Origin of the sequence: Kribbella polygonati (assembly GCF_050320105.1) — a bacterium.
In the GTDB taxonomy this organism is placed as follows: Bacteria; Actinomycetota; Actinomycetes; order Propionibacteriales; family Kribbellaceae; genus Kribbella.
The window spans coordinates 2,196,115-2,216,878 of record NZ_CP190129.1; the positions used below are offsets into that span (position 1 = coordinate 2,196,115).

A 20,764-nucleotide genomic window follows, 5' to 3' on the forward strand; every position below is an offset into this window, starting at 1 on the left:
CGGCGCCAAAGTCATGAAGGCTTCGATGGCGGTACACCTGTGAGGGTGGCCGCCATCCTTTCTTTTACACCACAGGCACTTCGGGACCCGGCCCATGCCGGCGCAGCTCCTGCCAGGCCCGCGCGAGCCGGGTGACGGCGTCGTCCAGCACTTGCTCCGAGTAGGCGAACGGCACCCGTAAGTAGTCGTTGTGCTCGCCGGTCGGGTCCATCGCCTGTCCGGCCACCACCTCGACGCCGTGCCGCAACGCGACCTGCGCGAACACGCGGGCATCCGTGTCCGGCAACCGGATCCACAACGCGGAGCCACCGACCGGTGCAGACCACTCCCACTCCGGCAGCCGTTCGGTCAGCAGCTCCCCCATCACCTTCTTACGTACCGTCGCCACCCGCGCCCGCGCCGCCGTCAGCTCACCCAGCCGCGGCAGCAACCGCGCGGTCAGCGCCTGATCGATCACCGGGCTGCCGAGATCGGCCAGCGCCTTGTGCCGCGCCAGCCGCTCCGCCAACGGACGCGACGCCCGGATCCAGCCGATCCGCAGACCGCCCCACACCGCCTTCGACACCGACCCGATCGTGAGCACCTCCGCGGCGTCCGGCGCGTACGCCGCCAGCGGCGGCGGGATCTCCGGACCGGACGGGTCCCATGCCGAGTACGCGTTGTCCTCGACCACGACGACCCCGTGCCGCGCCGCCATCTCCGCCACCTGCCGCCGGCGCGCCGCCGACATCAGCCGCCCGGTCGGGTTGTGGAACGTCGGCATCACGAACAGCATCGCCGGCTGATGCTCCGCGAACGCCGCGCCGAGCAGGTCCGGCCGGATCCCCGCGTCGTCCAGCGGTACGCCGACCACCCGCCCGCCGGCCGCGCCGAACAGGTCGAAGCACCCCGGCCAGCTCGGCTGCTCGATCGCGACCGCCGCGCCGTTGCGCAGGTACATCTGCGTGACCAGCGCGATCGCCTGGTGCGCGCCGGTCGTCACGACGATCTCGTCCGCGGCCGTCGGCAGCCCCGACCCGGTGAAGTGCTCGGCGATCCGCTCCCGCAGTACCGGCAGACCGCGCGGGTGGTACCCGACATGGCCGAGCAGCTCGGGCAGGTCGGTCGACGCCAGCTCGATCAGCTCCGCGGACAGCTCGGGCAGCCCGGGATCCACGGCGTACGTCAGCGAGATCACCTCGCCCGGGCCGACCGTGATGCGGTGGAACAGCGACTCGCCGTACCCGGACGGCATCCGCTTGTCCGCTCGTGAACGGCCGCGGCCGGCGGCGCGGGCGACCGTCGTACCGCTGCCGCGGCGGCTCTCGACCAGGCCGCGGGCGCGGAGTTCGTCGTACGCCGCGACGACCGTCGAGCGGCTGACCGCCAGCGCCTCGGCCAGACGGCGCTCGGCCGGGGGGCGGGCGCCGACCGGGAGCTCCGCGGAGCCGATCAGCGCGGCGAGCTCGTCGGCGAGCCGCCGGTACAGGCCGCCGGTGCGGCCGGTCAGCCGGTGGCCGATCAGGTCGGCCAGCGCACCCGCGTCTCCAGAACGGTCCACTTCTCCTCTTATTGGCTCGGGTGGACTGCTTCGTGCGCCGCCAGGCTAGTACGCGGAAGCAGTCCAACAGGAGGTCACGTGGGGATCGGACAGGTCGCCGGATTCGCCGGCGCGACGGTGGTGCTGGTGGGAATGCCCGGACCGAACAACCTCTACATCTCGCTGCGCAGCCTCACGCAGGGCCGGCGTGCGGGTGTCGTGTCGGCACTGGCGGTCGAGACCGGGACTCTCGTCTACATCGTCGTGACGGCGCTCGGGCTGGCGACGCTGGTGCAGGCCTCTCCCACCTTGTTCACCGCGATCACGGTCGCCGGCGCGTGCTACCTGGCGTACCTCGGGATCCGGCTGCTGCTGGCGCCTGCCGACGAACACACCGCCGGGATCCAGGCGGCGCCGCTCGGCCGGGTGTTCCGCGACGGCGTCGTCGTCAACCTGCTCAACCCGAAGGCGGCGCTGTTCTTCCTCGCGTTCCTCCCCCAGTTCACCACCCGCGGCGCCGGCCCCGGCCAGCTCCGCACCGAGATGCTGCTGCTCGGCACCGGCACGCTGCTCATCGGCCTCACCCTCGACCTCTGCTACGCCCTAGGCGCCGACGCCATCGGCCGCAGCTTCCGCTCCACCCGCACGACCACCCGCCGGCGCAACCGCCTCGCCGCAGCCGTCTACCTCACCCTCGCCGCGGCCGCCATACTCACACTCTGAACCTCGTCACCCTCAACCCGTATGGTCAGTACGTCGTCGCCGACGCGCAAACCCTTGAGTTCAAGGCGTTCCCACGGTGCTACGGACGCCGGGTTGATGACGAGGGTGCCGCCCGGTACGTCGGGTTCGATGCCGAGGGCGGCGACCAGGACGGCAACCGCAGACGCGGCGGCCCAGGCCTGCGGGCGGCACGAGAGCGGGTACGGGGTCGGCGTACTCTCCTCGTCGGTTCCGCGGCCGCCGTACAGCTCCGGCAGACGGTAGCCGAACGCCTCCGCGGCGCGGAGCAGGCCCTGGGCGTACGACGACGCGATCTCGGGGTAGCCGGCCGCGAACAGGCCCTCGATCGTCATCGCGGTGTCGTGCGGCCAGACGCTGCCGGTGTGGTAGCCGAGCGGGTTGAAGCGGGTCATTGCCGTGGACAACGTTCGGAGGCCGAAGCCGCAGTTCAGGTCGGCACCGGCGAGTACGGCGGCCACGGTCCGCTCCTCGTCCGCGTCGAGCAGGCCCGTGCCGAGCAGGTGGCCCATGTTCGACGCGCGGCCGGCGACCGGGTTCTTCGCGCCGTCGAGCGCGATCGCCGGGTAGCCGTCGACCCAGAACGCGGCCCGGAACCGCTCCTGCAATGCGGCCGCCCAGGCGCGCCACTCGTCGCCGGACGTACCGAACGCCTCGAGCAACTCGGCGCCGCGGACCGCTGCCGCGTACGCGTACCCCTGCACCTCGCACAACGCGATCGGCCCGGCCGCGAGCGTGCCGTCCGGCCACTGCACGGCGTCGGCGGAGTCCTTCCAGCCCTGGTTCGCGAGACCGTGGCCCGACTCGTCGACGTACTCGAGGAAGCCGTCGCCGTCGGGGTCGGCGTACTCCTTCATCCAGGTCAGCGCGCGCTGCAGGTTCGGCAGCAGGTCGCGGACCTCGTCGGCCGGCATGCCCCAGCGCCACGCCTTGTGCAGCGTGGTGATCCACAGCTGGGTCGCGTCGTGCGTGCCGTAGTACACCGGCGGGAGGACCAGGCCGCCGCCGTGGTCGGCGACCTCGGCGCGCAGCTCGTGCGGGATCTTGCCCGGCTGCTCGGCGGTGTCGACGTCGACCTTCGTCCCTTGCCGGGCGGCCAGCGCACGCAGGGTCCCGGCGGCCAGCGCGGGGTCGACCGGGATCAGCATGCCGGACGAGATCAGCGAGTCGCGGCCGAACAGCGTCAGGTACCAGGGCGGGCCGGCGCCGAGGTAGCGGTCGTCGCCGTCGGCGAGCTGCAGCGCGGTCACGTCCTCCAGGGAACGCTCGAGCCAGCGTTCGACCCGCTTGTCGTCGCACAGCAGCGTGACGTCGTACGGCGTGCGCTCAGCCGGCGGCTCGATCGAGAAGCCCGTCGTCGACGGCGGGAAGTCCGCCGCGACCCGCAAGGTCAGCGTGAACTCCTCCCCCGGCTCGACGTGCGGCGTGGCCGAGACGCCGGGGTCGGCGGTGACGACGACGCGGGTGTCGTCGTTCTGCCAGCGGATCCGGCCGGGGCCGTCCGGGAGCGGTGCGAGCTCGGGCAGGCTCGCCGCGGCGCCGCTGCGGACCGCCGCGGTGCCGGCCAGGTCGGTGCCGAGGGCAACATCCAGGCGGCAGTCGACCGCCGTCCGGGAACGGTTCACGAGCGTGATCCGTTCGGTCAGGCCGGCGGAGTCGACCGTGCGGGTGCGGTACAGCATCACGGTCGGGTCGTGCCGGGTGTCGCCGAGTCCTTCGAGCATCGCGACGTACTGGTGCGTCGCGGCGCCCTGCTCGTCGACGTGCACCGGGACCGGCTCCCGGCCGTCGACCGTGACGCTCAACCGGGACAGGATCCGGCGGTCCCGGGCGTACACGCCCTCTGCCCCGGAACCGGTGAGCTGACCTGATCGCGGCGACAGCATCACCCACGGAGCGGCCAGGGCGGTGACGAGTTCGTGGAGCTGGGAGGACATGTCCCCACCCTAAAAGGTCCTGAGGTGCGAGAGAGTTGGGGTATGCAGACTGCCGTGACGGTCCTCGCCGGGATCGCGATCTTCGTCGGGATCGCGGGCATCGTGCTGCCGGTCCTGCCCGGCGCGTTGCTCAGCCTGGCGGCGATCCTGGTCTGGGCGATCGTCGAACGGAGCGCCACCGGATGGGTGGTGTTCGGGGTCTGCGTGGTGCTGATCGGTGCCAGCCAGGTGGTGAAGTACGTCGTACCGGAGCGCCGGCTCCGGGAGGCCGGCGTACCGCGGCGGTCGATGATCTTCGGCGTACTGCTCGGCATCGTCGGGTTCTTCGTGATCCCGCTGGTGGGGATGTTCGTCGGGTTCCCGCTCGGCGTCTACCTGTCCGAGGCGCAGCGCCTGCGCGCGCACGGCGCCGCCTGGACCTCGACCAAGCACGCGCTCCGCGAGACCGGCGTGTCGATCCTGATCGAGCTGCTCGGTACGTCGCTGGCCGCCGCGGTCTGGCTGGTCGCGGTGCTCTTCGTCGTCTGACGCGGCCCGGTTCTTAGCCGATTGCCAGCTCGTTCTTAGCCGGCGGCTGCATGCTGGAACGATGAAGCTCTCACAGAAGCGGTGGCGCCTGATCGGCACGGCCGCCGCGGTCGTCGTGACCACCGCCGCCGGCGGGGTTGCCTGGGCCGCGAGCAACGCGGACCCGACGCCGTCGGCCTCACCGTCCGCGTCTCCCTCGCAGCCGAACCAGAACCAGAAGCCGGGCGGCGGTCCGGGGCGCGGCGGGTTCCGCGGCGAGTTCGGGCTCGGCGGGGCGTTGCACGGCGAGTTCGTCGTACAGCAGGACGGCGGTGGCTACGAGACGATCGCCGTACAGCGCGGTCAGGTGACGGCCGTCAGCAACGACTCGCTCACGGTCAAGAGCGCCGACGGGTACAGCCGGACGTACACGCTCACGTCCAACACGATGGTGAACGCTGCCCGCAACGGCATCGGCGATGTGAAGACCGGCAATACGGTGAACGTAGAGGCCGTCGTCACGAACGGTAACGCCACCGCCATCCGGGTTAACGACGGTACGGTCCGTCAGGCCGCCGGCCAGAGCTGGGGCTTCAAGCACGGCCCACGCTGATCAGGCTGACAGTAGCCGTCCCGGCGACTCACAGGCGATTGCCAGGAAGCTTCCAGGATTCGCACGGTTGCCGACGGCACACTGTCACTATGAGTCCGCATCTGCTGGTCGTCGACGACGAACCGAACATCGTCGAGCTGCTGTCCGCGAGTCTGCGTTTCGCCGGGTACGACGTGACCACGGCGACCCACGGCGCCGAGGCGCTGCGCAAGGCGCGGGACGTGGAGCCCGACCTCGTCGTACTCGACGTGATGATGCCCGGACTGGACGGCTTCGAGGTGGTCCGCCGCCTGCGCGGTGAGGACCGGCACGTACCGGTGCTGTTCCTCACCGCCCGCGACGCGGTCGAGGACAAGGTGCTCGGGCTGCAGACCGGCGGCGACGACTACGTCACCAAGCCGTTCAGCCTCGACGAGCTGGTCGCCCGCGTACGGGCGCTGCTCCGGCGCTCCGGTCACCGCGAGGAGACCGCGACCGAGGCCGCCGTACTGCGGTATGCGGACCTGGAGCTCAACGAGGACAGCTACGAGGTGTTCAAGGCCGGCAAGGCCGTGCAGCTGTCGCTGACCGAGTTCAAGCTGCTGCGCTGCCTGCTGGAGAACGCCGAGCGGGTGATGTCGAAGGGGCAGATCCTGTCCGCGGTGTGGAACTATGACTTCGCCGGCGACGCGGGCGTGGTCGAGTCGTACATGTCGTACCTGCGCCGCAAGGTCGACACCGGCGACCAGAAGCTGCTCCACACCGTCCGCGGGGTCGGCTACGTACTGCGCACCCCACGAGGCCCCAACTGATGCCACTGAGTCACCGGCGGTTCACCGACCGGTACCCGCTGCGCGTCACGATCGTCGTCGTACTGCTGGCGCTGGTCGTACTCGCGCTGGCCGCGTCCGGCGTACTGTCGACGACCATCATGCGCGGCTACCTGATCGACCGCGTCGATGAACAGCTGCAGCAGACCGCCAGGTCGCTCGCGCACGCGCCGTCCGACCGCCGCCCGCTGCCGCCCGGCGCCGGTGGTCCGGTGCGACGGCAGCTGCCGAGCCAGTTCGTCGTCCAGTTCAGCAACTCCGAAGGCGTCAGCGACCTCGGCCCCGTCGGGTACCGGCCGGACGAGACCGAGCCGCTGCCGAAGCTGCCGACCCTGGACCTGAACCAGGTCCGCGCGCTCGACGCCAAGTCGTTCAACGTCGACGCCCAGTCCGGCGGCGTGACCTGGCGGGTGCTCGCGGTGGAGACCGACGACGGCTCCGGATCGGTGATGGTCGCGCAGAGCCTGAAGGAAATGGACCACACGATCCAGCGGCTGATCGGCATCCAGGCCGCGGCCGGGGTCATCCTGCTCGTACTGCTCGCCGGCGTCGGGACGTTCGTCGTACGGCGGAGTCTGCGCGGGCTGGAGGACGTCGAGAACACCGCTGTCGCGATCGCGGGCGGGGATCTCAGCCGGCGGGTGCCGCAGCGGGATCCGCGGACCGAGGTGGGGCGGTTGTCGCTCGCGCTGAACCAGATGCTGGGGCAGATCGAGACCGCGTTCGCGCAACGTACCGCGTCGGAGTCGGCGGCGCGGCGTTCCGAGGATGCGGCGCGGCAGTCGGAGGAGGCCGCGCGGCAGTCCGAGGAGCGGATGCGGCGGTTCGTGGCGGACGCGTCGCACGAGCTGCGTACGCCGTTGACGTCGATCCGGGGGTTTGCCGAGCTGTCGCGGCAGCGGGGCGATACGACGGACTCGGACACCATGCGGCGGATCGAGGACGAGGCGAAGCGGATGGGGCTGCTGGTCGACGACCTGTTGCTGCTGGCGCGGCTCGACCAGCAGCGTCCGCTGCGGATGGAGTCGGTCGATCTGCTTCCCATCGCTGCTGATGCCTTGCACAACGCGCAGGCGATCCAGCCGGAACGTCCGCTGTCGTTGACGATCCTTCCCGGCTCGGAGGCGCCTGTCGTCCACGGTGACGAGGCGCGGCTCCGCCAGGTGCTCGGGAACCTGGTGAGCAACGCCCTCAACTACACCCCCGTCGACGCCCCCATCACGGTGTCGGTCGGCACCCGCGGCACCGAAGCCATCCTCGAGGTCAGCGACACCGGCCCCGGCCTCTCCGACGAACAGAAGGCCCGAGTCTTCGAACGCTTCTACCGAGCCGACACCGCCCGCACCCGCACCACCGGCGGCTCCGGCCTAGGCCTCTCCATCGTCGCCGCCCTGGTCGCCGCCCACCGCGGGCACGTCACGACCACCGACGCTCAACCCCACGGCGCCACCTTCACCGTCCACCTCCCCCTGACGCCCTAGACAACTACTGGGGCCGATCCGGCGTCCAACAAGACATGGCCAGAGTTCGTCTTGGCGCCAGTCTGCTGGCACTCATGCTCGTCGTGAGTACGACGGTCACGACCGGATCACCTTCCGCCGCAGCGGCACCGGCCGGCGGGGCCTCCACGGTCCTCTCCCGGATGACGCTCGCCCAGCGCGTCGGGCAGTTGTTCATGGTCGGCGGCGCCGCGACCGGCCCGGGATCCGCGACGTACCTCGCGATCTCGAAGTACCACGTCGGCTCGGTGATGCTGACCGGCCGCAGCACCATCGGCCGGAGCGCGACGCTGGCGGTCACACGCAGGCTGCAGAGCAGAGCGACGTACGCGGCGACCCTGGGCGTGCCGTTGTTCGTCGCCACGGACCAGGAGGGCGGCAGCGTCCAGGTGCTGCAAGGCCCCGGCTTCTCGCGGATGCCGTCCGCACTGACCCAGGGCACCTGGTCGACCAGCACACTGCGCACCGATGCGGCGCTCTGGGGGCGTCAGCTGCGCCTGGCCGGTGTCAACCAGAACCTTGCCCCGGTCATGGACACCGTCCCGTACGCCATGCGCTTCACGAACAAGCCGATCGGCTACTACCGTCGGGAATTCGGGTACACCACCTCCGTCGTGACCAGTCGAGGCGACGCGTTCCTGTCGGGCATGCTCGGTGCGGGTGTGGCGACCAGCATCAAGCACTTCCCGGGACTCGGCCGGGTCACGGCGAACACCGACGTGTCGACCGGCGTGACCGACTACGTTACGACGTACAACGATCCCTACCTCGCGCCCTTCCGCGCGGCGGTCAAGGCCGGTACGCCGTTCGTGATGATGTCGCTGGCCGACTACAACAAGATCGCGCCGCGGGTGCCGGCGGCGTTCTCGAGCAGGATCATCGGCGGCATGCTCAGGACCGAACTCGGCTTCCGGGGCGTCGTGATGAGCGACTCGCTCGCCGCCAGGCAGGTTCAGGCGTGGTCCCCGGCGGTTCGCGCGATCAACTTCATCAACGCCGGCGGTGACCTCGTCCTGATGACGGACCCGGCGCAGGTACCCGCAATGGTCACCGCGGTCCTGGCGAAGGCGAACACCGACAGTGCGTTCCGCGCGAAGGTGAACGCGGCCGCCCTGCTGGTCGTGTCCGCCAAACAGCGAATGGGGCTGATCTAGAGCTTCGGGAAGGTGCGCGTGGCTGACTCGCCGTGTTCCAGGACCTGGGCGGCTGGGCCTAGGATCTTTGGGTCTGGGTGGCCTACCAGTTCCTCGTCCTTGTCTGTGTAGTCGTACAACGACAGGACGTGCCGCATGGCCTCCAGGCGGGCGCGCTTCTTGTCGTTGCTCTTCACAACCGTCCACGGGGCGTGCTCCGTGTCGGTGTAGTGGAACATCGCCTCCTTCGCCTCCGTGTACGCCTGCCACTTGTCCAGCGACGCGAGGTCCGTCGGCGACAGTTTCCACTGCCGTACCGGATCGATCTGGCGGATCGTGAAGCGGGTCTGCTGTTCGGCCTGCGACACCGAGAACCACAGCTTCACCAGCTTGATCCCCGACCGCACCAGCATCCGCTCGAACTCGGGCGCCTGCCGCATGAACTCCTCGTACTGCTCCTGGTCGCAATACCCCATCACGTGCTCGACGCACGCGCGGTTGTACCAGGACCGGTCGAACAGCGTCATCTCCCCCGCCGCCGGCAGGTGTGCGACGTACCGCTGGAAGTACCACTGGGTCTGCTCGCGCTCGGTCGGCTTCTCCAGCGCGACGATGCTCGCCCCGCGCGGATTCAGGTGCTCCATGAACCGCTTGATCGTCCCGCCCTTGCCCGCCGCGTCGCGCCCCTCGAACACGATCACCAGCCGCTGCTTCGAGCGCTTCACCCAGTACTGCAGTTTGAGCAGCTCGATCTGCAGCAGCCGCTTGTCGCGGTCGTAGATCTCCCGCGGCAGCCGTTCGGCGTACGGGTATCCCTCGCGCCACGTGTCCACCGGCGTACCGTCGGCGCGCAGCAGCACCGGGTCGTCGTCCTCCTCGTCCAGCACGCGGAAGCCGAGCTCTTGCACCAGATCAGGCGTGTTCATGCCCCCAGAATCCGCTGCGATGGTGACCTCCAGATGAACAGCGAGCACGTCTCAGCGACGGCGCAGCTTCACCGTGCAGTCCCGCCGATTGACCGGTACGCCGTCCCGCATCACCTGCGCGCGGTCGTGGGCGCGACTGACGAGCGTCTCCCACTCGCCCTCGGGCAGCGCGAGGCTCTCGATCACCTCGGCGGGTTCCGGGAAGTGGATCTCCGGGTGCGGGTTGTGCTCGCCGGGCGGGAAGCCGAGGTGCCCTTCGATCAGCAGTACGCCGCCCGGCGCAACAGCGGCCGCCGCGCGCCGCAGGATGCCGTCCCGCGGCAGGTCGGTCTTCGAGTGCAGGAACTGCGCCGACACCAGGTCGTACTCCCCGTCGGGGAACGAACTGCCCAGCTCGTGCTGCTGCCAGTCGATCCGCTCGCCGACACCCGCCGACTTGGCGTGCTCGGCGGCCCGCCCCAGCGCGACCGTCGAGATGTCGACGGCCGTCACCGTCCACCCGCGCTCCGCGAGCCAGATCGCGTCGGCCCCTTCGCCACAGCCGAGATCGAGCGCCCGCCCCGGCGCGAGCCCGGCCACCTCTTCGGCGAACGCGACGTTCGGCTTGCCGCTCCAGATCTGCTCGTGCTCGGAGTAGAAGGCGTTCCAGAACTCATCGGGCAACTGTTCGGTCGTCATACCGCGATCGTCCGCCACCACACAGCCCTCCGGCAAACAATCTTGCCGGACCGGCAAAAGCCGGTTGCCTCCACGGCCTAGGATCAAATCCCCCCAGGCAGACCCCACCGGAATGAGGTTTTGGTGATCGAGGACGGCGAGGAGATCCCGCTGGTCGGCGGCGACGTGACCGAAGGGCTGGTGCGGGTCGGCGACACCGTACGGCGCCCGCCGGGTGAGCGGCCCGAGATGGTTCGCGAGCTACTGCGCTACCTGGAGAAGGCGGGGTTCGACGGCGCGCCGCGGTTCCTCGGCGTCGACTCGAAGGGGCGGCACGCGCTGTCGTACATCGAGGGCGAGGTGGTCGGTCGGCCGCGGCCGGCGTGGATCGCCGACGAGGAGCGGATGCTGTCGGTCGCGCGGCTGCTGCGGGCGTACCACGACGCGGTCGAGGGCTTCGGCGTACCCGGGAACCTGCCCGCGCCGATCGAGCCGCCGGGGCTGCCGGCGCTGGACGATCCGCCGGAGCTGGTGGGGCACCAGGACGTGACGCCGGAGAACGTCGTGTTCCGGGACGGCCGGGCGTACGCGCTGATCGACTTCGACCTGGCGCGGCCGGTGAGCCGGCTGTCGGACTTCGTCAACCTGATGCTGTGGTGGGCGCCGCTCGGCGTGCAGGCCGATCTGGACCCCGAGTTCCGCGGCCTCGACCAGCCGCGGCGCGGCCGGCTGCTCGCCGACGCGTACGGCCTGCCGGACGCCGACCGCCAGCGCGCGCTGCCGTTGACGATCGCCCGGAACGAGCGGGGCTGGCACACGATGAAGTACCGCGCCGAGACGCTCGGCGGCGGCTGGCAGCGGATGTGGAGCGAGGGAGTCGGCGACACGATCCGGCGACGCCAGACCTGGCTCGAGGAGAACGCCGACTCCCTCACGTCCGCACTGCTCAGCTGACCGCCACCCTGAGGTTGCCCGAGGCAACAAGCCTCGGGCAACCCGGCGTCAGTGGGCGATCTTGACCTCCGCGCCGGCCTTCGCCGACTCGTAGATCGCGGACAGCATCTTGGCCATCTCCAGGCCCTGTTCGGCGGTCGCGTCGGCCGGGATCTCGCCGCGGCAGATCTGCAGGAAGTGGTCGATCTGGTTCGCGAACCCGACCTTGAAGTCGAACCCGAGCGAGTCGATCTGCGGCTGCACGTGCAGCAGCGTGTCGTGCCGCTCGGTGACCATCAGCAGCTCCGGCTCGATCTCCGCGCCGCCCTTGTCGCCGTGGATCCGGACACTCAGCTCGTTGCGTGCGTGCAGCGAGTACGAGGTGTCCACGTCGAGGACCGCCCCGCCCTCGAACCGGATCTGCGCGGTCGCGTAGTCCTCGACCGTGTTCGGCCGCGCCGCCGAGGCCGCCTTGTACCGGGTCAGGTTCTGGATGTTGTCGCGCGCACCCAGCGGCGCGAATGTCGCACCGGACGCGGACACCGGCTTCGGCATCCCCATCAGGTACCAGCACAGGTCGATGATGTGGACGCCGAGATCGATCAGCGGGCCGCCGCCGGACAGCTCCACGTCGCCGAACCAGCCGCCCGGGTTGCCGGCCGTCCGCAGCAGCGTCGCACGGGCAGCGTAGATGGTGCCGAACTCGCCCGCCTCGAGGAACCTCTTGGTGACCAGGGCGTTCGGCGCGTACCGGCGTACGTACCCGATCTGCAGTGCCTTGCCGGTCTCCTCGACCGCCTTCACCAGTGCCTCGGCCTCTGGCACCGTCACGGTCATGGGCTTCTCGACCAGCACGTTCTTGCCGGCCCGCAGTGCCGCCTCGGCGATCGGGGCGTGCAGCGTGTTCGGCACGCAGACGCTCACCGCGTCGACGTTCGGGTCGGAGAAGATCTCCTCCGGGTCGCCGGTCACCCGCTCGACCCCGAACTGCTCACCGCGCGCCTTCGCCCGCTCGAGGTCGACGTCGCACACCGCGACGAGCTCGGCCCGCGGGTTCTTCTGGTACGCGCTCAGGTGCTCGACAGCGATCGAGCCGAGCCCGATCACTGCAATTCGCGTCGTCATGTCAGGCGTTGCCTTCCGTCAGTCGGAGGATGTTGGCGAGCGAACGCTCGATGGCAGGCAGCGGCGCCTCCATGCCCTCGAACTCCAGGCTCACCGGTACGTCGGGCTTGGTCGCGGCCAGTGCGAGCAGCCCGGCCACGTCCACGTCGCCGTGGCCGGTGACCGTGCCGAGCAGGTAGTCGCCGGCCAGCGTCTTCAGCCAGCCGTCACCGGCCGAGCGGCGGATGTGGAAGTCCTTCACACCGATCGACGCCGCGACGTCGATCAGCCCGGCGGCCGTCTTGCCGGGGACCTCGCCGACGCACAGGCCGTTGCCGAGGTCGAGCGTGACCCGGAAGTTCGGGCGGTCCACGGTGTGCACCAGGCGGGCCAGCCGCTCGCTGCCGTTCATGAAGAAGCCGTGGTTCTCGATCGTCGACACGATGCCGAGCCCGGCCGCGTGGTCGGCGACCGCCCGGCAGCCCTCGACGACCTGCGCGAACGTCGTCTCGAACTCGCCCGGGTCCTGCTCCCGCCACGCCCACGGCGCGACGTCGTGCCGGAAGATCCGCGCGCCGAACGCGTGCGCCACGTCCAGCTGCCGGCGCAGCCGGTCGACCTCGGCGGTGTCCGCGGTCCGCAGGTCGCCGCTGACCAGGTAGTTCACGATCGGTACGCCGATCTCCTCGGCGTGCTTCGCGGTGTCGCGGACGACGTCCTGGTGCTCCAGGTAGTACTCGCCGTCCATCGCGGCCACCTCGATGTGCCCGGCCGACGAGGCCGCGACCCAGTCCAGGACACCGATCAGGTCCATCTCGCCGCTCGTCATGAGCTGGCGGAAACAGTACGAGCTGACTCCGAGCTTCACTGGGTGGTCCTCTCCACTTCGTGAGTGATGCGGTTCCAGGGACTGGGGACGTCCTGGATTCCGTAGATGGCTGACTTCATCCGGTCGAACGCGTTGCCGACCGCCCCGAGTACGACCGCCTCGCGCCCCAGGGTGGCGGCGACGAAGGGGGGACGCTCGGGGAAGACCAGTTCGTTCTCGACCGCGGCGGCGAGCGGACGGAGCAGCGCGCTGCTGTCCGCCGCCGGTCCGCCGCGGACGACGACCACCTCGGGGTCGACGACCAGCAGTACGGTCGCGATCCGCGGGGCGATCTGGGTGCAGAAGTCCTGCAGCTCGGCCTGGGCGCCGGGATCGCCGGCGGCCGCCGCGGTCAGTACTTCGGCGCCGGTCGGACGGGCCGACCAGACGAGTTGTCCGCGCTGGGCGTTGCGGGTCCAGCGCATGCCGCGCTGCGCGCCGAGCTCGCCGGCCAGGCGGTGGCGTCCTTGGCGGATGACGCCGTTCAGCACGATCGACACCGACAGCCGGTGCCCGATCTGCAGGTAGACGACATCGGAGTACCCAAGCCCCGCCCCGGCCCGCTGCTCCGCCAGAGCCGCCAGCTTGATGTCGTTGTCGACAACAACCGGCACCCCCAGCTCCTTCTCCAGCAACTCCCCCACTGGCAACCCCACCAACCCAGGCATCGCGAGACTCGCCCGCAATCGCCCGTCCCCCTCCACAACCCCCGGCAGCCCAACCCCCACCGCCCGCAACCGCCCAAGCTCGAGCGCCGTACCTGCTGCGGCCTGCAGGGCTTGTGGGATGAGGGTCAGGTCGGCGGGGGTGGTGGTGGGGAGTTCGGCGTAGGCGACTCGGGTGCCGGAGAGGTCGCAGATGATGGCGCGGGCGCCTCGGGGGCCCAGGTCCACGGCGGCTACCAGGCCGGCTTCGCGGGCGAAGCGGAAGGCTCGGGCGGGGCGGCCGGGGCCGGCGGTGGCGGGGCTGGTGGGTTCGACCAGGCCGGCGTCGACGAGGTCGTCGAGGACAGCGTGGACCGTCGGGCGGGACAGGCCGGTGGCCTCGCTGAGGACGCCGACCGTGCGCGCCTCGTCGGCGTCGGCGAGGAAGCGCAGGCAGGCGACCTGGTTCGCGGCTCGCTCCGCCTGCGCGGCTCCACGTGCAGTCTCCATCGACCCCAACCCATTAAGGAACCGGCTTTAATAAAGACGGTAACAGAATGGCCGGACCGACGGCAATGGTCGTTGCTGCAAGCAACTAGCGGTTGAGCACGAACCGCTCCACGACGGTCCACGTGGTGGTCGTCAGCACGTACAGCCCGGCCGCCAACGGCACGAACGCAGCAGTCACCAACGTCCCGAACGGCAGCAACTGCGCCACCCGTCGGGACATCGTCGACGCGGACCCGTCCAACTGCCGCAACTGCAACCGCGCCGAGAAGAACGCGACTACAGCCAGCAACAGAGCAATCACCAGGTACGCCGGAGTCCCGGTGAAAATCGGCCAATGCGCCCCCAGCGGCGCACCGAACAGGCTCCCGCTGATCAACTGGTTCGACTCCCCCGCCACCACCGCACGGGAGAACAGCGTGTACATCAACCAGAAGAACGGCATCTGCGCGAGCAACGGCAGGAACCCGGCGAACACCGACGTACCGGATTCGGCCTGCAACTTCGTCAGCTCACGCTGCAGCCGCTCGGGATCGCCCCGATGCTTCTCGGTGAGCTGTTTGTACTGCGGCATCAGCGCGGCCCGCGCCTGCATTCCGCGATGTGCCCGCACGCTGAGCGGGACCAGACACAACCGGACGAGGACGGTACACAGCACAATCGCGATCACGGCGGCGTACGCGCCGGTCAGCGGCTGGAGGGCGGCGACGAGGGACGTGAGCAAGTGATAGGCACCGGCGACCGGTGCCTCCAGGAAAGAAGGCACAGCAGAACTCCACGAGTGAGTAGGAACAGGTAGCGAGGTGGAGCGCTACCGTCCCGGTGCTCGTGGCCGGGGCCGCCCGGCGGCATCGGGGTCCCGCAGCGAGAGATAGGCGGTACGCCGGGCGTTGGCCCGGGTGGCGCTGGAACGCGCCGGCAACGGCGACACCAACGGGTGCCGCGCCGCCGTACGGGCGACCTGGACCGCCAGGAACAGCACGGCCGCCGCCGTGAACACGGCGACGGCCAGCAGACCCGCGTCCGGGCCGAGGGCAGGCATCGCCAGCGACCACACGCCGGCGAACACCTGCCCCATCGTCATCAGTCCAGGTAGTCCCGGAGCACCTGCGACCGCGACGGGTGCCGGAGTTTCGACATGGTCTTGGACTCGATCTGGCGGATCCGCTCGCGGGTCACGCCGTACACCTTGCCGATCTCGTCGAGGGTCTTCGGCTGACCGTCGGTGAGGCCGAAGCGCATCGAGACGACGCCGGCCTCGCGCTCGGAGAGCGTGTCGAGGACCGCGTGCAGCTGCTCCTGGAGCAGCGTGAACGAGACGGCCTCGGCCGGCACGATCGCCTCGGAGTCCTCGATCAGGTCGCCGAACTCGGAGTCGCCGTCCTCACCGAGCGGCGTGTGCAGCGAGATCGGCTCGCGGCCGTACTTCTGCACCTCGATGACCTTCTCCGGGGTCATGTCGAGCTCCTTGGCGAGCTCCTCCGGAGTGGGCTCCCGGCCGAGATCCTGCAGCATCTGCCGCTGGACCCGGGCGAGCTTGTTGATGACCTCGACCATGTGCACCGGGATCCGGATGGTGCGGGCCTGGTCGGCCATCGCCCGGGTGATCGCCTGCCGGATCCACCAGGTGGCGTACGTCGAGAACTTGTAGCCCTTGGTGTAGTCGAACTTCTCGACCGCGCGGATCAGACCGAGGTTGCCCTCCTGGATCAGGTCCAGGAACAGCATGCCGCGGCCGGTGTAGCGCTTGGCCAACGACACCACCAGGCGCAGGTTGGCCTCGAGCAGGTGGTTCTTGGCGCGCCGGCCGTCCTCGGAGATCCACTCGTACTCGTCGCGGACCTTCTCCTTGAGCTTGGCCGCCTCGTCGGCGATCTGCTCCTCGGCGAACAGGCCGGCCTCGATCCGCTTCGCGAGCTCGACCTCCTGCTCGGCGTTCAGCAGCGGGACCTTGCCGATCTGCTTCAGGTAGTCCTTGACCGGGTCCGCGGTGGCACCGGCGACCATCACCTGCTGCTCGGGCTCGTCGGTCTCGTCGGCCTCGGAGACGATGAAGCCCTGGTCCTCGGTGAGCTCCTTCTCCAGCCCCTGGACCTCGCCCGGCTTGAAGTCGGCCTCGTCCACCTCGTCGAGCGCGCGCGGCTTCCCGGTCTTCGGGTCGATGGACAGACCCGCCTCGGACACTGCCTTCTTCGCCGGAGCCTTCTTGGCAGCGGCCTTCTTCGCGGGGATACCGTCCTCCTTGGTGCCGGCGGCCTTCACCGCCGCCTTCTTCGCGGCCACCTTCTTGGCGGCCGGCTCGGTCACTCGGGCGCTGGTCCTCGGAGCCGTGCTACGGGCGGTGGCGGCCACGGCCCGGGCCGGCTCGGCGGGAAGGTTCTCGGACGAGCTGGACGACACGAATTACCTCTCGTCTGACGCAGGGTTTGTACGACGGTACGACTGATGAAGCTGTGGGTGTTGCTGAGTCTTTGGGTACTGCGGAGTGCGGCTGCTCGCTGGTCAGGCGGCGGCAACAGTCCATTGTAATCTGCGAACCAAGCCCACGCGTCGCACGACCCCCCGGAGGGGTGCTTTTCCGGGGGGTCGCGCTTTGATCTTTGCTCACCCGTTACGTGTCTGCCGGAGCGGTCGCGCGACGACCGGTCGGCGCACCAGTTGCTGCTCCTGCTTGAACTGCCGGACCTTCACCAGCGACGCCACGTCGATGACGTCGGCGACGGACTTGTACGCGCCGTCCTCGCCGTACGGCTCGGACGCCTCGCGCCAGCCGCGCGGCCGGACCTTCAGCTGCTTGCCGAGCAGCGCGACGAAGATCTTCGCCTTCTGGGCGCCGAAGCCCGGCAGGGCGGACAGCCTGGCGAGCAGGTCGTCACCGGACTTCACGTCGGACCAGAGGCCGGACGCGTTCCCGGAGTACTGCTCGTCGAGGTGCTTGGCCAGGGTCTGGATCCGGGCCGCCATCGCGGTCGGGAACCGGTGCACGGCGGGCGGGCCGGCCACCACCTCGACGAACGCGTCCGGGTCGTAGTGCGCGACCGTGGTCGGATCGAACGGACCGAGCATCCGGTGTGCGATCGCGACCGGGCCGGCGAACGCCCGTTCCATCGGAATCTGCTGGTCGAGCAGCATGCCCACCAGCAGGGCGAACGGATCTCTGCTCAACATCTCGTCGGCGTCGGGCTGCTGGGCCAGGCACAGCTTCCTGCTGCGTGTCGAAGTCACCTCAGTCCTCCCCTTCGTCGGCCTTCACGGCCAGCACCGGACACGGCGCGTCCAGCAGCACCCGCTGCGCGTTGCTGCCGAGGATGAGCTTGCCGACCGGTGACCGGCGCCGCAGCCCGATCACGATGAACTCCGCGTGCACCTGCTCGGCGACGGCCACCAGGTCCTCCGCCGGGTCCAGGCCACGGACCAGTTGCCGCACCTCGTACGGCACACCGGTCGAGTCCAGCTGCTCCCGTACCTCCGTCAGCGCCGCGTCGCTTGCCGCGGCTTCGTCGCTGTCGTAGCTGCGCCCGCCCCGATGCGAGTTCACCACCACCAGCTTGGCGTCTCGCAGCGTCGCTTCCTCCGCTGCCCGCCGAAGGGCCGCACGGCCTTCCGCCTTCGGCACATAACCCACGACGATGGTCGTCATCGCCCTGCCTCACCTCCGGGTGTGTGTCGACCCGTCTCGAACGATACTGCTCCCGACCCCGGTCGGCATCCGCTGCATTTGCACCTGTTGTGTCGCACCGGTGACGGAGGGCTGCCGGTGCCCGACTACTACCCGCCGCAGGCCTGCCTAACCTTCCGGTGGCCACACCTTTGCAGGGCTGTCACCAAAAGCGCCACCCCTGTAGTCCGGGTCGTTATCGAACTCGTGACAGTTCTTCCTGTTGCCCAGGGCAAGAGCGGGCCGGTTCCGCCAGGAGGACCGGGGTTCCGCGGCCTTGTCCGACGTTGTCGGAAGTTCCTAACCGGTTCAGTCCGTCGGCCACAGGTGCACGGGCGTGTTGTCGTGCATGTGGTCGCGGTACCGGCGTAGCATCCCGCGCAACGCGTCCCGGCGACCGTGCGAGCCCTGTGTATACAGGCGATGGAAGACGTCGGCCTGCCAGGACGCACCGTTACGGTTCGTGAGGCAACGCTGCTCGATGATCCCGAGCAGCCGGTCGCGCACCGCCACGTCGACGCCCCAGGCGTCGAGACCCCGAACCGCCAACGGCAGCAGGCGTCTGAGCACCAGCTCGGTCGCCCGCGCCGTACCGACACCGGGCCAGAAGACCTCGGCGTCGATGCCGTTGCGGGCCGCGTTGTGGAAGTTCTCCTCGGCGGCGCTGAACGACATCTGCGACCAGATCGGCCGTTCGTCGTCGGCCAGTGCCCGGACCAGGCCGAAGTAGAAGGCGCCGTTGGCAATCGTGTCGACCACCGTCGGGCCGGCCGGCAGCACGCGGTTCTCGACCCGCAGGTGCGGCTTCTCCCGGACAACGTCGTACACCGGGCGGTTCCAGCGATAGATCGTCCCGTTGTGCAGCCGCAACTCCGAAAGAGCTGGCGTGTCGCCGCGGTCCAGGACCGCGATCGGATCCTCGTCCGAGGTGACCGGCAGCAGTGCCGGGTAGTACCGCGAGTTCTCCTCGAACAGGTCGAAGATCGAGGTGATCCACCGTTCACCGAACCACACCCGGGGCCGCACGCCCTGGGTCTTCAGCTCGTGCGTCCGGGTGTCGGCGGCCTGCTCGAACAACGCGATCCGGGTCTCCCGAAGCAGTTCCTTCCCGAACAGGAACGGCGAGTTCGCCCCGACCGCGAGCTGGACGCCGGAGATCGCCTGGGCGGCGTTCCAGTACCGCGGGAACGCCTCGGGCGTCACCTGCAGGTGGAACTGCGTCGACGTACAGGCGGCCTCCGGGACGATGCTGTCGGCGGTCACCTGCAGGCGTTCGACGCCGTCGATCGAGATCTGCACGTCCTCGCCGCGGGCGGCGAAGATCTGGTCGTTGAGCAGCGCGTACCGCGGGTTCGTGCTGAGTGCCTCGCGGTGGATGTGCTCGGTCAGCAGCGTCGGCAGGATCCCGACGATCACCATCGACGAGCCGGTCCGGGCGGCCTTGTCCTCGGCGGCGTTCAGGCTGTCGCGGATGTTCGACTCCATCGTGTCCAGCCCGAGCCCGTCGATCTGCCCGGGCGGCACGTTGATCTCGATGTTGAACTGGCCGAGCTCGGTCTGGAACGCGTCGTCCTCGATCGCGCTCAGCACCTCGGCGTTCTTCATCGCCGGGTCGCAGTGCTCGTCGACCAGGTTCAGCTCGATCTCGATCCCGGTCATCGGACGCTCCGGGGCGAACCGGTTCTCGCGCAGCATCCGCGCGAACGCGTCCAGATTGCGGTGCACCTGCTCCCGGAACGCGGTCCGGTCCGCCCGGGTGAACTCGACCCGGTCGACTTCCTCACCCATCAGCGCCTCCCCTGGTGGCTCCTCCGCTCAGTGTGCCTGAAGGTGCCCCTGAGTGCGCTGTCCAATCGCGTCGTGGTCACACCGGGAACACGATGAAGTCGTCCCGCTCGATCCGGACCGGGTCCTCGCCCGCCGCGGCGACGACGTCGACCAGCTCGGTGAGTACGGCGGGACGCAGCTGCAGGACGTGCTCGTCAGGGTGCTTGTCGGCGCCCATCTCGTAGTCCTTGCCGGGCTCCGTCGTCAGCTCGATGTGCGCACCCAGTACCCATTCCACGGGATTGCCTGCGGCAACGAACTCACCGAGCCGCGCGACACTGTCGCGGTACGCCGGCCAGTCGAAGACGTACAGCCTGCCCGGGTACAGCGAGTCGCCGCTGAACAGCAGCCGCGTCTCCCGGTCGTACAGCGCGAGGTGGGACGCGTGGTGCCCGGGGATCGCGAGTACGTCGAGCACCCGCCCGCCGAGGTCGAGCTGCCGTACGCCGTGCGGCCAGTCGGCGAAGCCGAAGTACCGGGCGACGTCCTCGGCCGCCCGGCCGACCGCCTCCGGGAACTCCGGGTCGCCGCCGACGTGGTCGCCGTGGCCGTGGGTGTGGACGACGACCAGCTCCCGCTCCCCCGCCAGCGACTCGACCAGCGGCCGCAGCGGCACGTCGCCGGTGCCGGTGTCGAGGAGCAGGGCGCGCTCGTCGCCCAGCAGCAGGTAGAGGAACGGGCCTTCGAAGCTGGTGCGGAGGGACTGGCGGATGATCGCCGTACGGTCGTCGTACCAGTGCACCTGATGGGCGGCAGTGGACGGGTCGGTGCCGTCGTCCCAGCGGTCGGGGAAGCTCATGCCGGGAATCGTAGTTGCGGACAGGTCGCCGAGCCTCCCCCGCACGGGTGCGCCTTCTCCCTCCGGGGAGGGAGGCCGGGAAT

General features: G+C 69.8%; 21 protein-coding genes. 7 read left to right on the forward strand and 14 right to left on the reverse strand.

The genetic code is table 11. The features are described 5' to 3' along the window. Positions 1-64: 64 nt before the first annotated feature. Positions 65-1,540, reverse strand: coding sequence for a PLP-dependent aminotransferase family protein (locus ACQHIV_RS10380; protein WP_427893272.1), 1,476 nt, complete (start codon positions 1,538-1,540; stop codon positions 65-67). Positions 1,541-1,618: 78 nt separating this feature from the next. On the opposite strand from ACQHIV_RS10380, the gene ACQHIV_RS10385 reads away from it, so the two are divergent. Next, entirely contained in the window at positions 1,619-2,242 is a 624-nt protein-coding gene (locus ACQHIV_RS10385) for a LysE family translocator (protein ID WP_427893273.1), read from the forward strand. Here ACQHIV_RS10385 and ACQHIV_RS10390 read toward each other — a convergent pair. Continuing rightward, positions 2,203-4,197, reverse strand: coding sequence for a glycogen debranching N-terminal domain-containing protein (locus ACQHIV_RS10390; protein ID WP_427893274.1), 1,995 nt, complete (start codon positions 4,195-4,197; stop codon positions 2,203-2,205). The genes ACQHIV_RS10385 and ACQHIV_RS10390 overlap by 40 nt on opposite strands. A 42-nt stretch (positions 4,198-4,239) precedes the next feature. Here ACQHIV_RS10390 and ACQHIV_RS10395 point away from each other — a divergent pair, with 42 nt between their 5' ends. The 5 genes from ACQHIV_RS10395 to ACQHIV_RS10415 all read left to right on the forward strand — a co-directional run bounded on the left by ACQHIV_RS10395 (position 4,240) and on the right by ACQHIV_RS10415 (position 8,779). Beyond that, positions 4,240-4,725 carry a DUF456 domain-containing protein gene (locus ACQHIV_RS10395; RefSeq protein ID WP_427893275.1) on the forward strand — a complete coding sequence of 162 codons (486 nt, stop codon included), beginning with the start codon at positions 4,240-4,242 and terminating at the stop codon, positions 4,723-4,725. Positions 4,726-4,786: 61 nt separating this feature from the next. Continuing rightward, entirely contained in the window at positions 4,787-5,317 is a 531-nt protein-coding gene (locus tag ACQHIV_RS10400) for a hypothetical protein (RefSeq protein WP_427893276.1), read from the forward strand. A gap of 89 nt (positions 5,318-5,406) precedes the next feature. Continuing rightward, positions 5,407-6,108 carry a response regulator transcription factor gene (locus tag ACQHIV_RS10405; RefSeq protein ID WP_380192571.1) on the forward strand — a complete coding sequence of 234 codons (702 nt, stop codon included), beginning with the start codon at positions 5,407-5,409 and terminating at the stop codon, positions 6,106-6,108. Beyond that, entirely contained in the window at positions 6,108-7,607 is a 1,500-nt protein-coding gene (locus ACQHIV_RS10410) for a sensor histidine kinase (protein WP_427893277.1), read from the forward strand. Before ACQHIV_RS10405 ends, ACQHIV_RS10410 begins: the two co-directional genes overlap by 1 nt. Before the next feature lie 74 nt (positions 7,608-7,681). Further along, a complete protein-coding gene (locus ACQHIV_RS10415) occupies positions 7,682-8,779 on the forward strand; it encodes a glycoside hydrolase family 3 N-terminal domain-containing protein (protein ID WP_427893278.1) in 1,098 nt (365 codons plus the stop codon). Here ACQHIV_RS10415 and ppk2 read toward each other — a convergent pair. Together ppk2 and ACQHIV_RS10425 are read right to left on the reverse strand one after the other, a co-directional pair. Next, positions 8,776-9,684, reverse strand: a complete 909-nt coding sequence (gene ppk2 / locus ACQHIV_RS10420; protein ID WP_427893279.1) for a polyphosphate kinase 2 — start codon at positions 9,682-9,684, stop codon at positions 8,776-8,778. The genes ACQHIV_RS10415 and ppk2 overlap by 4 nt on opposite strands. A gap of 51 nt (positions 9,685-9,735) precedes the next feature. Continuing rightward, on the reverse strand, positions 9,736-10,362 hold the full coding sequence (locus ACQHIV_RS10425) for a class I SAM-dependent methyltransferase (RefSeq protein ID WP_427893280.1): 627 nt from the start codon (positions 10,360-10,362) through the stop codon (positions 9,736-9,738). 123 nt (positions 10,363-10,485) lie between these two features. Here ACQHIV_RS10425 and ACQHIV_RS10430 point away from each other — a divergent pair, with 123 nt between their 5' ends. Beyond that, positions 10,486-11,295: a phosphotransferase gene (locus tag ACQHIV_RS10430; protein ID WP_427893281.1), complete on the forward strand. Its 810-nt coding sequence runs from the start codon at positions 10,486-10,488 to the stop codon at positions 11,293-11,295. 48 nt (positions 11,296-11,343) lie between these two features. On the opposite strand, the gene ACQHIV_RS10435 is transcribed toward ACQHIV_RS10430, so the two are convergent. From ACQHIV_RS10435 to ACQHIV_RS10480, 10 genes are all read right to left on the reverse strand, one after another. Then, positions 11,344-12,399 (reverse strand): Gfo/Idh/MocA family protein, encoded by a 1,056-nt coding sequence (locus tag ACQHIV_RS10435; RefSeq protein ID WP_427893282.1) that lies wholly within the window; start codon positions 12,397-12,399, stop codon positions 11,344-11,346. 1 nt (position 12,400) lies between these two features. After that, positions 12,401-13,246 (reverse strand): sugar phosphate isomerase/epimerase family protein, encoded by an 846-nt coding sequence (locus ACQHIV_RS10440; RefSeq protein ID WP_427893283.1) that lies wholly within the window; start codon positions 13,244-13,246, stop codon positions 12,401-12,403. Then, a complete protein-coding gene (locus ACQHIV_RS10445) occupies positions 13,243-14,400 on the reverse strand; it encodes an ROK family transcriptional regulator (protein WP_427893284.1) in 1,158 nt (385 codons plus the stop codon). The genes ACQHIV_RS10440 and ACQHIV_RS10445 overlap by 4 nt, the downstream gene beginning before the upstream one ends. Before the next feature lie 85 nt (positions 14,401-14,485). Next, entirely contained in the window at positions 14,486-15,163 is a 678-nt protein-coding gene (locus ACQHIV_RS10450) for a YidC/Oxa1 family membrane protein insertase (protein WP_427893285.1), read from the reverse strand. Between the two features lie 45 nt (positions 15,164-15,208). Next, positions 15,209-15,481, reverse strand: a complete 273-nt coding sequence (locus ACQHIV_RS10455; RefSeq protein ID WP_427893286.1) for a DUF6412 domain-containing protein — start codon at positions 15,479-15,481, stop codon at positions 15,209-15,211. Next, a complete protein-coding gene (locus ACQHIV_RS10460; RefSeq protein WP_427893287.1) occupies positions 15,481-16,797 on the reverse strand; it encodes an RNA polymerase sigma factor in 1,317 nt (438 codons plus the stop codon). Before ACQHIV_RS10460 ends, ACQHIV_RS10455 begins: the two co-directional genes overlap by 1 nt. A 204-nt stretch (positions 16,798-17,001) precedes the next feature. After that, positions 17,002-17,622 (reverse strand): HhH-GPD-type base excision DNA repair protein, encoded by a 621-nt coding sequence (locus ACQHIV_RS10465; RefSeq protein ID WP_427893288.1) that lies wholly within the window; start codon positions 17,620-17,622, stop codon positions 17,002-17,004. A 1-nt stretch (position 17,623) separates the two neighbouring features. Further along, complete coding sequence (locus ACQHIV_RS10470; protein WP_325041924.1) at positions 17,624-18,037, reverse strand: universal stress protein; 414 nt, start codon at positions 18,035-18,037, stop codon at positions 17,624-17,626. Positions 18,038-18,364: 327 nt separating this feature from the next. Beyond that, positions 18,365-19,843 carry a glutamate--cysteine ligase gene (locus ACQHIV_RS10475; RefSeq protein WP_427893289.1) on the reverse strand — a complete coding sequence of 493 codons (1,479 nt, stop codon included), beginning with the start codon at positions 19,841-19,843 and terminating at the stop codon, positions 18,365-18,367. Positions 19,844-19,919: 76 nt separating this feature from the next. Further along, a complete protein-coding gene (locus ACQHIV_RS10480; RefSeq protein ID WP_427893290.1) occupies positions 19,920-20,681 on the reverse strand; it encodes an MBL fold metallo-hydrolase in 762 nt (253 codons plus the stop codon). Between the last annotated feature and the right edge of the window lie 83 nt (positions 20,682-20,764).

Bases quoted from the DNA above. Each gene is read 5' to 3' on its own strand.
- ACQHIV_RS10390 (WP_427893274.1), bottom strand. From the start codon at position 4,197: ATGTCCTCCCAGCTCCACGAACTCGTCACCGCCCTGGCCGCTCCGTGG.
- ACQHIV_RS10395 (WP_427893275.1), top strand. From the start codon at position 4,240: ATGCAGACTGCCGTGACGGTCCTCGCCGGGATCGCGATCTTCGTCGGG.
- ACQHIV_RS10400 (WP_427893276.1), top strand. From the start codon at position 4,787: ATGAAGCTCTCACAGAAGCGGTGGCGCCTGATCGGCACGGCCGCCGCG.
- ACQHIV_RS10405 (WP_380192571.1), top strand. From the start codon at position 5,407: ATGAGTCCGCATCTGCTGGTCGTCGACGACGAACCGAACATCGTCGAG.
- ACQHIV_RS10410 (WP_427893277.1), top strand. From the start codon at position 6,108: ATGCCACTGAGTCACCGGCGGTTCACCGACCGGTACCCGCTGCGCGTC.
- ACQHIV_RS10415 (WP_427893278.1), top strand. From the start codon at position 7,682: ATGCTCGTCGTGAGTACGACGGTCACGACCGGATCACCTTCCGCCGCA.
- ppk2 (WP_427893279.1), bottom strand. From the start codon at position 9,684: ATGAACACGCCTGATCTGGTGCAAGAGCTCGGCTTCCGCGTGCTGGAC.
- ACQHIV_RS10425 (WP_427893280.1), bottom strand. From the start codon at position 10,362: ATGACGACCGAACAGTTGCCCGATGAGTTCTGGAACGCCTTCTACTCC.
- ACQHIV_RS10435 (WP_427893282.1), bottom strand. From the start codon at position 12,399: ATGACGACGCGAATTGCAGTGATCGGGCTCGGCTCGATCGCTGTCGAG.
- ACQHIV_RS10445 (WP_427893284.1), bottom strand. From the start codon at position 14,400: ATGGAGACTGCACGTGGAGCCGCGCAGGCGGAGCGAGCCGCGAACCAG.
- ACQHIV_RS10455 (WP_427893286.1), bottom strand. From the start codon at position 15,481: ATGACGATGGGGCAGGTGTTCGCCGGCGTGTGGTCGCTGGCGATGCCT.
- ACQHIV_RS10470 (WP_325041924.1), bottom strand. From the start codon at position 18,037: ATGACGACCATCGTCGTGGGTTATGTGCCGAAGGCGGAAGGCCGTGCG.
- ACQHIV_RS10475 (WP_427893289.1), bottom strand. From the start codon at position 19,843: ATGGGTGAGGAAGTCGACCGGGTCGAGTTCACCCGGGCGGACCGGACC.
- ACQHIV_RS10480 (WP_427893290.1), bottom strand. From the start codon at position 20,681: ATGAGCTTCCCCGACCGCTGGGACGACGGCACCGACCCGTCCACTGCC.